This is a genomic window from Salipaludibacillus agaradhaerens (assembly GCF_002019735.1).
GTDB classification, from domain to species: Bacteria; Bacillota; Bacilli; order Bacillales; family Salisediminibacteriaceae; genus Salipaludibacillus; species Salipaludibacillus agaradhaerens.
On sequence record NZ_KV917378.1, the window covers coordinates 2,703,528 to 2,717,964 of the forward strand.

Annotated in this window: 18 protein-coding genes; all 18 read right to left on the reverse strand. The window is 42.8% G+C overall.

Going from position 1 to position 14,437, the window contains the following annotated elements; all coding sequences use genetic code 11:
* Window positions 1-24: 24 nt before the first annotated feature.
* The 18 genes from rplN to rpoC all read right to left on the reverse strand — a co-directional run bounded on the left by rplN (window position 25) and on the right by rpoC (window position 14,427).
* A complete protein-coding gene (gene rplN, locus BK581_RS12630; RefSeq protein ID WP_078578512.1) occupies window positions 25-393 on the reverse strand; it encodes a 50S ribosomal protein L14 in 369 nt (122 codons plus the stop codon).
* 45 nt (window positions 394-438) lie between these two features.
* Window positions 439-702: a 30S ribosomal protein S17 gene (rpsQ, locus tag BK581_RS12635; RefSeq protein ID WP_078578513.1), complete on the reverse strand. Its 264-nt coding sequence runs from the start codon at window positions 700-702 to the stop codon at window positions 439-441.
* 22 nt (window positions 703-724) lie between these two features.
* Window positions 725-928, reverse strand: a complete 204-nt coding sequence (gene rpmC / locus BK581_RS12640) for a 50S ribosomal protein L29 (protein ID WP_078578514.1) — start codon at window positions 926-928, stop codon at window positions 725-727.
* Window positions 918-1,352 (reverse strand): 50S ribosomal protein L16, encoded by a 435-nt coding sequence (rplP, locus tag BK581_RS12645; protein WP_078578515.1) that lies wholly within the window; start codon window positions 1,350-1,352, stop codon window positions 918-920. Before rplP ends, rpmC begins: the two co-directional genes overlap by 11 nt.
* 2 nt (window positions 1,353-1,354) lie before the next feature.
* On the reverse strand, window positions 1,355-2,014 hold the full coding sequence (gene rpsC, locus BK581_RS12650) for a 30S ribosomal protein S3 (RefSeq protein ID WP_078578516.1): 660 nt from the start codon (window positions 2,012-2,014) through the stop codon (window positions 1,355-1,357).
* A gap of 2 nt (window positions 2,015-2,016) precedes the next feature.
* Window positions 2,017-2,358 (reverse strand): 50S ribosomal protein L22, encoded by a 342-nt coding sequence (gene rplV / locus BK581_RS12655; protein ID WP_078578517.1) that lies wholly within the window; start codon window positions 2,356-2,358, stop codon window positions 2,017-2,019.
* 24 nt (window positions 2,359-2,382) lie between these two features.
* Complete coding sequence (rpsS, locus tag BK581_RS12660) at window positions 2,383-2,658, reverse strand: 30S ribosomal protein S19 (RefSeq protein ID WP_078578518.1); 276 nt, start codon at window positions 2,656-2,658, stop codon at window positions 2,383-2,385.
* A 60-nt stretch (window positions 2,659-2,718) separates the two neighbouring features.
* On the reverse strand, window positions 2,719-3,549 hold the full coding sequence (gene rplB, locus BK581_RS12665; RefSeq protein WP_078578519.1) for a 50S ribosomal protein L2: 831 nt from the start codon (window positions 3,547-3,549) through the stop codon (window positions 2,719-2,721).
* A 29-nt stretch (window positions 3,550-3,578) separates the two neighbouring features.
* Window positions 3,579-3,869 carry a 50S ribosomal protein L23 gene (gene rplW / locus BK581_RS12670; protein ID WP_078578520.1) on the reverse strand — a complete coding sequence of 97 codons (291 nt, stop codon included), beginning with the start codon at window positions 3,867-3,869 and terminating at the stop codon, window positions 3,579-3,581.
* Complete coding sequence (gene rplD / locus BK581_RS12675; RefSeq protein ID WP_078578521.1) at window positions 3,869-4,492, reverse strand: 50S ribosomal protein L4; 624 nt, start codon at window positions 4,490-4,492, stop codon at window positions 3,869-3,871. Before rplD ends, rplW begins: the two co-directional genes overlap by 1 nt.
* 26 nt (window positions 4,493-4,518) lie before the next feature.
* Window positions 4,519-5,148, reverse strand: coding sequence for a 50S ribosomal protein L3 (gene rplC, locus BK581_RS12680; protein WP_078578522.1), 630 nt, complete (start codon window positions 5,146-5,148; stop codon window positions 4,519-4,521).
* Between the two features lie 40 nt (window positions 5,149-5,188).
* Window positions 5,189-5,497 (reverse strand): 30S ribosomal protein S10, encoded by a 309-nt coding sequence (gene rpsJ / locus BK581_RS12685; RefSeq protein ID WP_095995552.1) that lies wholly within the window; start codon window positions 5,495-5,497, stop codon window positions 5,189-5,191.
* Between the two features lie 431 nt (window positions 5,498-5,928).
* The gene (tuf, locus tag BK581_RS12690) at window positions 5,929-7,119 is read right to left on the reverse strand and encodes an elongation factor Tu (RefSeq protein ID WP_078578524.1); all 1,191 of its coding nucleotides are present in this window, start codon (window positions 7,117-7,119) and stop codon (window positions 5,929-5,931) included.
* 117 nt (window positions 7,120-7,236) lie between these two features.
* Complete coding sequence (gene fusA / locus BK581_RS12695) at window positions 7,237-9,315, reverse strand: elongation factor G (RefSeq protein ID WP_078578525.1); 2,079 nt, start codon at window positions 9,313-9,315, stop codon at window positions 7,237-7,239.
* 127 nt (window positions 9,316-9,442) lie between these two features.
* Window positions 9,443-9,913 (reverse strand): 30S ribosomal protein S7, encoded by a 471-nt coding sequence (rpsG, locus tag BK581_RS12700; protein ID WP_078578526.1) that lies wholly within the window; start codon window positions 9,911-9,913, stop codon window positions 9,443-9,445.
* A 40-nt stretch (window positions 9,914-9,953) separates the two neighbouring features.
* Window positions 9,954-10,367, reverse strand: coding sequence for a 30S ribosomal protein S12 (gene rpsL / locus BK581_RS12705; protein ID WP_078578527.1), 414 nt, complete (start codon window positions 10,365-10,367; stop codon window positions 9,954-9,956).
* A 108-nt stretch (window positions 10,368-10,475) separates the two neighbouring features.
* Window positions 10,476-10,724: a 50S ribosomal protein L7ae-like protein gene (locus tag BK581_RS12710; RefSeq protein WP_078578528.1), complete on the reverse strand. Its 249-nt coding sequence runs from the start codon at window positions 10,722-10,724 to the stop codon at window positions 10,476-10,478.
* A gap of 85 nt (window positions 10,725-10,809) precedes the next feature.
* On the reverse strand, window positions 10,810-14,427 hold the full coding sequence (rpoC, locus tag BK581_RS12715) for a DNA-directed RNA polymerase subunit beta' (RefSeq protein ID WP_078578529.1): 3,618 nt from the start codon (window positions 14,425-14,427) through the stop codon (window positions 10,810-10,812).
* Between the last annotated feature and the right edge of the window lie 10 nt (window positions 14,428-14,437).

The window sequence follows — 14,437 nt, forward strand, 5'->3', positions numbered from 1 at the left end:
ATTTCCGAGCATTTTTATTTAACATTAAAGTACTTCAGGAGCTAAAGAAACGATCTTCATGAATTGGTTTTCACGTAATTCACGTGCAACTGGTCCGAAGATACGAGTTCCTCGTGGGCTTTTATCGTCCCGAACAATAACCGCAGCGTTTTCGTCAAATTTGATGTAAGTACCGTCTGAACGACGAGCACCACTTTTCGTACGTACGATAACAGCACGCACTACTTCACCTTTCTTGACAACGCCACCAGGTGTTGCTTGTTTGACAGTACAAACGATGACATCACCAATGTTAGCTACTTTTCGGCCGGATCCACCAAGGACTTTAATACAAAGCACTTCACGTGCTCCTGAGTTATCTGCAACTTTTAATCTGGTTTCTTGTTGAATCATGGACTTCTTTACCTCCCTTCAGGTAAGTAAATAAAACTTTTAAACTTAAACGATGACAGCTTCCTCAACGATCTCTACAAGGCGGAAACGCTTATCTTTGGATAACGGCTTTGTTTCCATGATACGTACGATATCGCCTGCTTTTGCTGAGTTGTTCTCATCATGTGCTTTAAACTTTTTAGAGTATTTAACACGCTTTCCATAGAGTGGCGCCTTTTTATAAGTCTCAACGACGACAGTAATGGTTTTATCCATTTTGTCAGAAGTGACACGGCCGACATAACTCTTACGGTTGTTACGTTCTTCCATCGTGCAAACCCTCCTCTCAGGTCTATTCGTTAGTGATTCCGAGTTCTCGTTCACGTAAAACTGTTTTTGCACGGGCAATGGCTTTTTTAACCTCACGAATGCGCGCTGGGTTATCTAACTGTCCAGTTGCAAGCTGAAAGCGAAGGTTGAAAAGCTCTTCTTTTAATGACTTAGACTTTTGCTCGATTTCTGCAGTGGTAAGGTTTCTGATCTCATTAGCTTTCATTTCCGTCACCACCCACTTCTTCACGTTTTACAAATTTCGTTTTAATCGGTAGTTTATGAGAAGCAAGGCGTAGCGCTTCGCGAGCCACTTCTTCAGATACTCCCGCTATTTCAAATAAGATTTTCCCTGGCTTAACAACAGCTACCCATCCTTCAGGTGCCCCTTTACCGGAACCCATTCGAACTTCTAAAGGTTTAGCCGTATAAGGCTTATCTGGGAAAATTTTAATCCATACTTTACCGCCACGTTTCATATAACGAGTCATGGCAATACGTGCAGATTCGATTTGTCGGTTTGTGATCCATGAAGCTTCAAGTGCTTGTAAACCATATTCACCGAAAGATACTTCTGTTCCGCCTTTCGCACGTCCGCGCATTTTACCACGGTGTTCACGACGGAATTTTACACGTTTAGGCATTAGCATGATTATTTTCCTCCTTCCTCTTCCTTCGTTCCTTTCGTTGGAAGGACTTCACCTTTGTAGATCCATACTTTCACACCGAGCTTACCGTACGTTGTATCTGCTTCTGCAGTTCCGTAGTCAATATCCGCTCTCAATGTGTGTAATGGAACAGTTCCTTCACTATATGATTCAGAACGAGCAATATCGGCACCGCCAAGTCGACCAGAAACTTCTGTTCTTATCCCTAGCGCACCTGAACGCATCGTACGTTGGATTGTTTGTTTCATCGCACGACGGAATGAAATACGATTCTCAAGTTGACGAGCAATATTTTCAGCAACAAGTTTGCCATCTAAGTCAGGCTTTTTAATCTCGTTGATGTTAATGTGTACTCGTTTACCTGTTAATTGATTAAGTGCTTTACGTAATGCTTCAACTTCAGATCCACCTTTACCGATAACCATTCCTGGCTTCGCAGTGAAAATCGTCACGTTTACGCGGTTTGCCGCACGCTCGATTTCAATTGTGGATACAGAAGCTTCAATAAGACGCTTTTCCAAGTATTCACGAATTTTAATGTCTTCGTGAAGTAGGTCAGCGTAATCTTTATCAGCGTACCATTTTGACTCCCAGTCGCGAATAATACCGACACGAAGCCCGTTAGGATTTACTTTTTGACCCACACTTATCCCTCCTTCTTTTCTGTTAGAACGACCGTAATATGGCTCGTACGTTTGTTAATTCGACTCGCACGCCCCATTGCACGTGGGCGGAATCGCTTTAGTGTAACACCTTCGTCTACGTATGCTTGGCTGACAACTAGATTGTCAGGTTCCATTTCATAGTTATGCTCTGCATTCGCCATGGCTGAGTTTAAAAGCTTCTCAATAACTGGAGATGCTTTTTTTGGTGTGTGACGCAAAATAGAGATCGCTTCACCAATTTCTTTACCACGAATCAAGTCAGCAACTAAGCGAACTTTGCGAGGAGCAATACGCACTTGTTTTGCAACTGCTTTTGCTTCCATGGATAGAGTACCTCCCCTCTTTTATTAGCGTCGTGTTTTCTTGTCGTCTGAAGCATGGCCTTTGTAAGTTCTTGTTGGTGCAAATTCACCAAGCTTATGTCCGACCATATCTTCTGAAATATAAACGGGTACATGTTTACGTCCATCATATACCGCGATTGTGTGTCCAATAAATTGTGGAAAAATTGTGGAACGACGGGACCAAGTTTTAATAACCCGTTTGTTGTCAGTGTCCATTGCTTCTACTTTCTTCATCAAATGATCATCGACAAAAGGTCCTTTTTTCAAGCTGCGACCCATAAGTGTACCTCCCTTCGTGATTGCGCTACGGCTCTTAATAAGAACCGTAGATCAACCCCGTTATTTTTTACGACGACGTACAATGTACTTATCCGTGTCTTTGTTTTTCTTACGCGTTTTGTAACCAAGAGTTGGCTTACCCCATGGAGACATTGGTGATTTACGACCAATTGGTGCACGCCCTTCACCACCACCGTGAGGGTGATCTACTGGGTTCATAACAGAACCACGCACTGTTGGACGCTTACCCATCCAACGTGAACGACCTGCTTTACCGATTTTAACAAGCTCGTGTTCAACGTTACCTACTTGACCGATTGACGCACGGCAAGTAGAAAGGATTAAACGTGTTTCTCCTGAACGAAGTCGTACAAGAACGTAGTCTCCTTCTTTACCTAGAACTTGTGCTTCAGCTCCAGCTGAGCGTACAAGCTGTGCTCCTTTTCCTGGACGAAGCTCGATATTGTGAATAACAGTACCAACTGGAATATCTCTTAGCTGCAATGCATTACCGATTTTGATATCTGCATCTTTACCAGACATAATTTCCATACCTACTGTTAAGTTTTTAGGAGCGATAATGTAGCGTTTCTCTCCGTCAGCGTAGTTAATAAGTGCAATATTGGCAGAACGGTTTGGATCATATTCGATCGTAGCAACGCGTCCTGGAATTCCATCTTTATCACGCTTAAAGTCAATGATACGATATTGGCGCTTATGCCCACCACCTTGGTGGCGTACAGTTAAACGACCTTGGTTGTTACGGCCTCCACGCTTAGTAAGTGGCGCAAGTAAGGATTTTTCCGGCTTATCAGTTGTAAGATCTTGAAAATCCAGTGTTGTCATACCACGGCGACCGTTTGTGGTTGGTTTATACTTTTTAATTGCCATCAGGTTTTCCCTCCTTCGCTAGTTATTGTTTACGCACCTTCAAAGAATTCTAGTTCTTTGCTGTCCGCAGAAAGTTGTACAATGGCTTTTTTGCGCTTGCGGGTATAGCCTGAATGACGTCCGAAACGCTTGAATTTACCTTTGTAGTTCATCGTATTAACGTTCACAACTTTCACACCGAAAATTTCTTCAACAGCTAACTTAACTTGTGTTCTAGTCGCACGAGGGTCAACCTCAAACGTATATTTTTTATCTACCATTAGATCAGCTGTTTTTTCAGTGATGATGGGGCGCTTAATAATATCTCTTACGTCTGCCATTATGCAAGCACCTCCTCTACTTGTTTCACAGCGTCTTGTGTGATGATGAGCTTCTCATGACTAAGAAGATCAAGAACATTCACGCCTTCTGCTGTCACAAATTTTACTCCTGGAAGGTTACGAACAGATAGAGCAACTGAATCATTGTAATCAGCTGTCACAACAAGTGTTTTTGTATCTGCTGTTAATCCAGATAGGATTTGTTTCATTTCTTTTGTTTTCGGTGTTTCAAGGCTCAATCCTTCCACTACGCGAATATTTTCATCATTCACTTTGGAAGAAAGAGCAGATTTTAAAGCAAGTCTGCGTTGCTTTTTAGGTAATTTATATCCGTAGCTGCGAGGTTTAGGACCGAAAGTCGTTCCACCACCTACCCAGATTGGTGACCGAATAGATCCGTGACGAGCACGGCCTGTTCCTTTTTGGCGCCATGGTTTACGTCCACCGCCGCGTACGTCTGAACGGCCTTTAGTGTAATGAGTTCCTTGGCGTTGGGATGCTTGCTGCATAACAACGGCTTCGAATAGAACACTTTCATTAGGTTCAATACCGAATACGTTCTCTGCAAGTTCAATATCGCCTACTTGTGAGCCAGCTTGGTTATATAAAGTAACTTTAGGCATCTGGGCTCCTCCTTTCCTTCTCGTTATTAATCAGCTTTAATTGCTGATTTCACAGTCACGTAGCTTTTCTTCGCACCAGGAACATTACCTTTTACGAGAAGAATGTTACGCTCTGTATCTACTTTTACGATTTCAAGATTTTGAATTGTCACTTGCTCTCCACCCATACGGCCCGGAAGTAGCTTACCTGGACGAACGTGGTTAGGGTCAACAGGTCCCATAGAACCTGGACGACGGTGATAGCGTGAACCGTGGGACATTGGCCCTCGGGATTGGTTGTGGCGTTTGATAGCACCAGCAAATCCTTTCCCTTTAGATGTTCCGGTTACGTCAACCGTATCTCCTTCTGCAAATGTATCAACTTTGACTTCCTGACCAATTTCATAATCCGCTACATTTAACTCGCGGAATTCTTTAACGAAGCGCTTAGGGGCAGTATTTGCTTTATCAGCATGACCCTTCGCAGGCTTAGTTTGACGATGAGCTTTCTCATCTACAAAACCAAGCTGAATCGCTTCATAGCCTTCACCTTCAACCGTTTTCTTTTGCAGCACTACGTTCGGTTCTGCCTGAATAACCGTTACAGGTAAAGCTTCTCCAGTTTCAGAGAAAATTTGAGTCATACCTAATTTTCTTCCTAAGATTCCTTTGGCCATTCGTCACACCTCCTATATGTCTTTTCTTAAATTTTAATATTTATAGTTTAATTTCAATGTCAACGCCTGATGGCAGATCTAATCGCATGAGTGCATCGACAGTTTGTGGTGTCGGGTCTACGATGTCAATTAGACGCTTATGAGTTCGCATTTCGAACTGTTCACGAGAGTCTTTGTACTTATGAACCGCACGAAGAATCGTGTAGATAGATTTTTCTGTAGGAAGCGGAATTGGTCCTGATACGCTAGCACCGGAACGTTTAGCCGTTTCTACAATCTTCTCTGCAGATTGATCTAAAATTCTGTGATCATATGCCTTCAAACGAATGCGAATTTTCTGTTTTGCCATTATATTACCTCCTTTTTTCGCCCATTTTTGGAAATAGACTTGCTCCCCGGAAATTTCCTCGCACCCTCCCATGGCAAAGGGGCCGGGTGTGTCAGCAACCTTCCGGATCTATGCCTGCCAGTGGCCAACATTAGACATTATACACGAATGCATAAGGGTATGCAAGACAATTAACGTCATTTGTTGGTCCGGCCACACTTTTTCTATTATACAAGGTCACTTTGTTGATTTCAAGCTTTAATTAACAGGCTTATTTTAACAACTTTTTCTATTAACATAGCTTATATGTCTTTTAAATAGCTTCCTTGTATTTATAGGTGGAATTTAGCGTGAAATAAGCCTTTTATTTCGTTTTATAGACAGTTAAAAAAATCCAGCAAGAACACTAAGTGTCCTTGCTGGATTGTAATGTATCTTATTTAATAACTGAATTACTCAGTAATTGTTGAAACAACACCTGAGCCAACTGTACGTCCACCTTCGCGGATTGAGAAACGAGTTCCTTCTTCAATAGCGATTGGTGAGATAAGTTCAACAACCATTTCAATGTTGTCTCCAGGCATAACCATTTCAACACCTTCTGGAAGGTTGATGACACCAGTTACGTCAGTTGTACGGAAGTAGAACTGTGGACGGTAGTTAGAGAAGAATGGCGTATGACGTCCACCTTCTTCTTTAGATAGAACGTATACTTCAGACTTAAACTTAGTGTGTGGTGTAATTGTACCTGGCTTAGCAAGCACTTGTCCACGGTTGATGTCTTCTCGAGCAACACCACGTAGAAGGGCACCAATGTTATCACCAGCTTCTGCATAGTCAAGAAGTTTACGGAACATTTCTACTCCTGTAACAGTTGTTTTCTTAGACTCTTCTTCAAGACCGATGACTTCAACTTCGTCACCAACGTTAAGCTGTCCACGCTCAACACGGCCAGTTGCAACTGTACCACGACCTGTGATTGAGAAGACGTCCTCAACAGGCATCATGAATGGCTTATCTTTGTCACGTTCTGGTGTTGGGATGTAGTCATCTACTTGTTGCATAAGGTCAAGGATCGCTTGCTCGTGATCAGCATCGCCTTCAAGAGCTTTAAGAGCAGAACCTTTAACAACTGGAATGTCGTCACCAGGGAAATCGTACTCAGAAAGAAGGTCACGAACTTCCATTTCAACTAGTTCAAGTAGCTCTTCATCGTCAACTTGGTCAGTTTTGTTTAAGAATACCACGATTGATGGTACACCAACGTTACGAGATAAAAGAATGTGCTCACGAGTTTGTGGCATTGGGCCATCAGCAGCAGATACTACTAAGATAGCTCCGTCCATTTGTGCAGCACCCGTGATCATGTTTTTAACATAGTCAGCGTGTCCTGGGCAGTCAACGTGTGCATAGTGACGAGCATCAGTTTCATACTCAATGTGTGCAGTGGAGATAGTGATTCCACGCTCACGCTCTTCTGGAGCACCATCAATTTGGTCATACGCCATTGCAGTACCTTTTCCTGACTTCTTATGAAGTACGTGAGAGATAGCCGCTGTTAAAGTTGTTTTACCGTGGTCAACGTGTCCAATTGTACCAATATTGGCATGTGTTTTGGAACGATCAAATTTTTCTTTTGCCATGATCGAAATCCTCCTTATTGTTTAAAAAGTTTTTTTATTTTAGGAGAAAGATGAAAGACGTCAATCCATCACCTTTCTAAGCTTACAATAAAATCGTTAGTGAGACAATATATCTCATTATTGACCTGAAGATTTCTTAATGATGTCTTCACCGACACTTTTCGGAACTTCTTCATAGTGGTCAAAATGCATTGTATATTGACCGCGTCCTTGTGTGTTAGAACGTAAAGACGTGGCATATCCAAACATCTCTGCAAGTGGCACCATCGCACGGACAATTTGAGCATTTCCGCGAGCGTCCATTCCTTCTACACGGCCACGACGGGATGTAATGTCTCCCATAATGTCTCCCATGTATTCTTCCGGAACAACGACTTCCACTTTCATGATTGGTTCAAGTAGAACCGGATTACACTTGTTTTTAGCTTCTTTAAGTGCCATAGAAGCAGCTACTTTAAATGCCATCTCGTTTGAGTCCACATCGTGGTAAGAGCCATCATATAAACGTGCTTTAACATCGATAAGTGGATATCCTGCTAATAGGCCGTTATCGAGTGATTCTCTTACACCTTGTTCTACTGAACCGATGTATTCACGTGGCACAACCCCACCGACGACGTTATCTTCAAATTCAAAGCCTGCGCCTTCTTCATTTGGTGAGAATTCGATCCATACGTGACCGTATTGACCACGTCCACCAGATTGTCGTACAAATTTCCCTTCACACTTAGCCGCTTGGCGAAGTGTTTCACGATAGGAAACTTGCGGCGCACCGACATTAGCTTCAACTTTAAATTCACGTTTCATTCGATCAACGATAATATCAAGGTGAAGTTCACCCATACCGGCGATGATCGTTTGTCCCGTTTCTTCATCAGTATGTGTCTTAAATGTCGGATCTTCTTCAGCGAGCTTAGCAAGAGCCATACCCATTTTATCTTGATCAGCTTTTGATTTAGGCTCTACAGATAACGAGATAACGGGTTCAGGGAATTCCATTGATTCGAGAATAACAAGGCTTTTCTCATCACAAAGTGTATCACCTGTTGTCGTATCTTTCAGTCCCACACCAGCCGCAATGTCACCAGAGTAACATGTCGGAATTTCTTCCCTATGGTTGGCGTGCATTTGTAGGATACGTCCCATACGTTCACGTTTACCTTTAGAAGAGTTACGGACATAAGAACCTGCATCAACTTTACCTGAGTATACACGGAAGAACGTAAGCTTACCTACATAAGGGTCAGTTGCAACCTTAAATGCTAAAGCTGCGAACGGTTGGTCGTCTCCAGATTTACGGACAACTTTTTCTTCTGTATCAGGGATATGACCTTCAATATCAGCCACATCTGTTGGTGCAGGAAGGTAATCTACAACTGCATCAAGCAGTAATTGAACACCTTTATTTTTAAAGGCTGAACCACAAAGCACAGGATAGAATTCAACAGCACACGTCCCTTTACGGATGGCTGCTTTTAATTCGTCAGTTGTGATTTCTTCACCTTCTAAGTACTTCATCATCAGTTCTTCATCAAGTTCTGACACGGCTTCAACAAGCTTTTCACGGAATTCATTCGCTTGCTCTTGGTATTCTTCTGGAATTTCACGAGCTTCACTACGTGTTCCTAGATCATCGAGATAGACATATGCTTCCATGTTAACTAAATCAATAATCCCCTCAAACTCATCTTCTGCACCGATAGGTAATTGGATCGCCGCAGCATTTGCACCTAAACGGTCAGAAAGTGTGCCAAGTGAGTAAACGAAGTCTGCACCGATTTTATCCATTTTGTTGACGAAGACGATACGAGGTACGCCATAAGTCGTTGCTTGACGCCAAACTGTTTCTGTTTGTGGTTCAACACCGGATTGGGCATCAAGAACCGCAACAGCACCATCCAAAACACGAAGTGAACGTTCAACTTCAACAGTAAAGTCCACGTGTCCTGGAGTATCGATAATGTTAATACGATGGTTTTTCCATTGGGCAGTCGTCGCAGCAGATGTAATTGTGATGCCACGCTCCTGCTCTTGTTCCATCCAATCCATCTGTGAACCGCCGTCATGAGTTTCACCAATCTTGTGAATACGGCCTGTATAGAAAAGAATACGTTCAGTTGCAGTTGTTTTACCGGCATCAATGTGAGCCATAATCCCGATATTACGCGTCTTTTCTAAGGAGAACTCTCTTGCCATTGGTCAATTTCTCCTTCCTTTTTCTCAAGATGTTTAATTGTATTAAAGGGTCGTCAATTCAAAGGGATTATATACCCGATGAACTGACCCCTTTAGTTGAGATACTTTTTTGGTTACGTTGTATAGCTTACCAACGATAGTGAGCGAACGCTTTGTTAGCTTCAGCCATTTTGTGCGTATCTTCACGCTTCTTAACAGCTGCACCAGTGTTATTAGCAGCGTCTAGGATTTCGTTAGCTAAACGTTCTTCCATGGTTTTTTCACCACGAAGACGAGCGTAGCTTACGAGCCAACGAAGGCCAAGCGTAGTACGACGCTCAGGTTTCACTTCGATCGGCACTTGATAGTTAGCCCCCCCTACACGGCGTGCTTTAACTTCAAGTACTGGCATAATATTTTTCAATGCTTGTTCGAAAACTTCTTGCGGGTCATTACCGCTACGTTCACGGACAAGATCAAATGCTTTATAAAGAATAGTTTGTGCTTTACCTCTTTTTCCATCAACCATGATGCGGTTGATTAAACGTGTTACTAGTTTAGAATGGTAAATTGGATCAGCAAGCACGTCTCTACGAGGTACAGGTCCTTTACGAGGCATTGAAGTCCCTCCTTTCGATTATACTAACGGATTTTCATCCTTATTTTTTAGGCTTCTTAGTTCCATACTTAGAACGGCCTTGCATGCGGTTTTCAACACCGGCTGTATCAAGGGCGCCACGCACGATGTGGTAACGTACCCCCGGTAAATCCTTTACTCGTCCACCACGGATAAGAACAACGCTGTGTTCTTGAAGGTTGTGTCCGATTCCTGGGATATATGCTGTGACCTCGATTTGGTTAGTTAATCGCACACGAGCATATTTACGAAGCGCTGAGTTCGGCTTCTTCGGTGTCATCGTACCTACACGTGTACAAACACCACGTTTTTGTGGAGAATCTTCATCAGTTTGCACTTTTTTAAAGCTGTTATAACCTTTATTTAAAGCTGGAGAGTCGGATTTTTGACCTTTTGATTGGCGACCCTTACGCACTAATTGGTTAATTGTAGGCATATTTTTTCCTCCTTTCTATATTAAATGCAAGCCCACTGGTCCAGGTGGTTCACTAATGGGTAAAAGGAAAGTTTTCACCGACAGCGTCGCCGCCGATAAAAACTTTTTTTACTTTTTAATTGCTACAATAGCTGCATTCACATCGATACCACAGGCTTTTCCAAGCTTTTTCATAGAATCGACGGTGTGAATGGCAACGCCTTTGTCTTCGGCCAGAACCATCACCTTTGTTAAGACATGACGATCTGCGTCATCTGCAACAATCAGCTCTTTGACCTGCTCATTTTCCAGTGCCTTCAATGTCTGCTTCGTGCCGACGACTTTATTGGCTGCCTGGGCTACTTTATCATAAGACATGTGTTGTTATCCTCCAAAGTATCAGGTATTTGGCACACTTAGATATAGTACCACCATGGATTTTCCATGTCAACACTTAATTTAATTACTCTTTGGCTGTAGTCATTCCTTCTACTGTATCTTCAGTGTTTCCGGAACCGTTCGTTTTCGCTGCAGCCATTTGACGATATCGCTGCATACCAGTCCCTGCAGGAACGAGTTTTCCGATAATGACATTTTCTTTCAGACCTACAAGTTCGTCGCGTTTTCCTTTGATCGCTGCATCTGTCAGCACTCTTGTCGTTTCCTGGAAAGAGGCTGCAGATAAGAACGAGTCGGTTTCAAGAGACGCCTTTGTGATTCCGAGTAAGACAGGACGTCCAGAAGCAGGTCGACCATTTCTTAATAGGATATCTCTATTGGCTTCATTAAATTGGTGAATCTCCACAAGTGAGCCCGGAAGAACATCTGTATCTCCGGCATCAATGACACGAATCTTTCTCAGCATTTGACGCACCATCACTTCAACGTGCTTGTCACCAATTTCAACCCCTTGCATCCGATAAACTTTCTGAACTTCACGGAGAAGGTATTCTTGGACACCATGAACCCCAGACACAACGAGAAGCTCTTTTGGATCGATAGAACCTTCCGTCAGTTCTTGCCCTGGCTTCACTTCGTCGCCTACGTTTATTTTCAGTCTTGCACCATACATTGTCGTATAACTACGGGTTTCAATCGCCCCTTGGACAATGATTTCTTTCTTCTCGCCAGCATCTTTAATATCAGTAACTTTACCTTCAATTTCAGAGATCAAAGCCTGACCTTTAGGATTTCTAGCTTCAAATACTTCCTGAATCCTTGGTAAACCTTGGGTAATATCATCCCCGGCTACCCCACCTGTATGGAATGTACGCATCGTTAACTGAGTACCTGGCTCACCGATGGATTGCGCAGCAATAATACCAACCGCTTCACCGACTTCAACATCAGATCCTGTGGCAAGATTTCGGCCGTAACATTTTTTACATACGCCATGCTTTGTATCACAAGTAAAGGCAGACCTAATATAGACTGTTTCAACACCCGCATCTTCAATAGCTTTAGCCATGTCCTCAGTGATGTTTTGGTTACGTTCTGCAAGGATATCATTCGTTTCCGGATGATAGATACGTTGGAAAGAGACACGTCCGACGAGACGATCATACAGGCTTTCGATAACTTCGTTGCCTTCTTTGATCGCTTTAACCTCTAGACCACGATCTGTCCCACAATCATCTTCTCGAACGATAACATCCTGAGCAACGTCGACAAGACGACGTGTCAAGTAACCAGAGTCCGCTGTTTTGAGGGCTGTATCAGCAAGACCTTTTCGGGCACCGTGCGTTGAAATAAAGTACTCAAGAACGGTTAAACCTTCACGGAAACTGGACTTGATTGGGAGTTCAATAATACGCCCGGACGGGTTAGCCATGAGTCCACGCATCCCAGCAAGTTGCGTGAAGTTAGATGCGTTACCACGCGCTCCTGAATCACTCATCATAAAAATCGGGTTCGTCTTATCTAATGTACCGAGTAGTTTATCTTGAATGACGTCTTTCGCACGACTCCAGATCTCAATAACTTTGTCATAACGCTCATCTTCTGTAATAAGCCCGCGGCGAAATTGCTTCATAACCCGCTGAACTTTCTCTTCGGCACCATCAAGAATATCTTGTTTATCTTTTAAAACCACGATGTCAGATACACCAATTGTAATACCAGCTTTCGTGGAGTGATAGAAACCTAAATCCTTCATCTTATCAAGCATAATAGATGTTTCGGAGATTTTAAACTTTTTAAATACTTCAGCGATAATGTCTCCTAGGAATCCTTTTTTAAACGGAAGGACTAGCTCCCTTTGGGCAAACTCTTCTTTAATATTGGTTCCCATTGGCACAAAGTACTTGTCAGGTGTTTCAATCTCCAAGTTAGTAGCCGTCGGTTCATTCATATAAGGGAACGACTCCGGTAAAATTTCGTTAAAGATAATTTTACCTACAGATGTGAGTATTAAGTGGTCCTCATATTTTTCTTTAAAGTTAGATTTATTTAATGATTTGACCGGAACAGCAATTCGTGTATGAAGATGAACATAACCATTTTGATAGGCTGTAACAGCTTCGTCCGGTCCTTCATAAACATTCCCTTCCCCTATCGCACCTTTTCGTTCCAACGTCAAGTAATAGTTACCTAAAACCATATCTTGTGAAGGTGTTACAACAGGCTTTCCGTCTTTAGGATTCAGGATGTTTTGTGCTGCGAGCATAAGCAAGCGAGACTCTGCCTGTGCTTCCGCAGATAGTGGTACGTGTACAGCCATTTGGTCGCCATCAAAGTCGGCATTATAAGCTGTACATACGAGTGGATGAAGCTTAATAGCTCGGCCTTCTACAAGTGTCGGTTCAAAGGCCTGAATCCCAAGTCTGTGCAAGGTAGGTGCACGGTTAAGCAAGACCGGATGCTCTCTGATCACTTCTTCTAGCACATCCCACACTTCCGGGTGGACACGTTCCACTTTACGCTTTGCGCTTTTAATGTTATGAGCAAGCCCTTTACTTACGAGTTCTTTCATAACAAATGGTTTAAATAGCTCGAGAGCCATTTCTTTCGGTAAACCACATTGATACATTTTTAGATGCGGACCTACCACGATAACAGAACGACCTGAATAGTCAACCCGTTTACCGAGTAAGTTTTGACGGAAGCGCCCTTGTTTACCTTTCAACATATGTGATAACGATTTGAGCGGGCGGTTACCCGGTCCTGTAACCGGTCGGCCACGACGTCCGTTATCAATGAGCGCATCCACAGCTTCTTGGAGCATACGTTTTTCATTTTGAACAATAATATTTGGTGCACCTAAGTCTAATAAACGCTTCAAGCGGTTGTTACGGTTAATAACACGTCGATATAAATCATTTAAATCAGATGTAGCAAAACGTCCGCCGTCTAATTGTACCATCGGTCTTAATTCCGGTGGTATAACAGGTAGAACATCTAGCACCATCCAAGACGGATTATTACCAGAATGACGAAATGCTTCTAATACTTCAAGTCGTTTAATCGCTCTTGTTCGACGTTGTCCTTGTGCCGTTTCCAACTCTTCTTTAAGAAGGTTGGCTTCTTTATCAAGGTCAATATCCTCTAGTAATTTGCGGATAGCTTCAGCACCCATTTGGGCTGTGAAGGAGCGACCGTACTTATCAATATAGTTGCGATATTCTTTTTCCGATAAAAGTTGTTTCAGTTCCAACGGTGTATCACCTGGCTCTGTCACAACATAAGAAGCAAAATAAATCACTTCTTCAAGGGACCTTGGTGACATATCTAACACAAGTCCCATTCGGCTAGGAATACCTTTAAAATACCAGATGTGAGAAACAGGGGCAGCTAGTTCAATATGCCCCATGCGCTCACGACGGACTTTAGCTCTTGTGACTTCTACGCCACAACGATCACATACAACACCTTTGTAACGGACACGTTTATATTTCCCACAATGACATTCCCAGTCCTTTGTAGGGCCAAAAATACGTTCGCAGAAAAGACCGTCTTTTTCAGGTTTTAACGTACGATAGTTTATCGTTTCTGGTTTTTTAACTTCTCCCCTGGACCAAGATCTGATTTTATCAGAGGATGCCAGGCCGATTTTCATATACTCAAAATTATTCACATCTATCAAGGGGCTAACC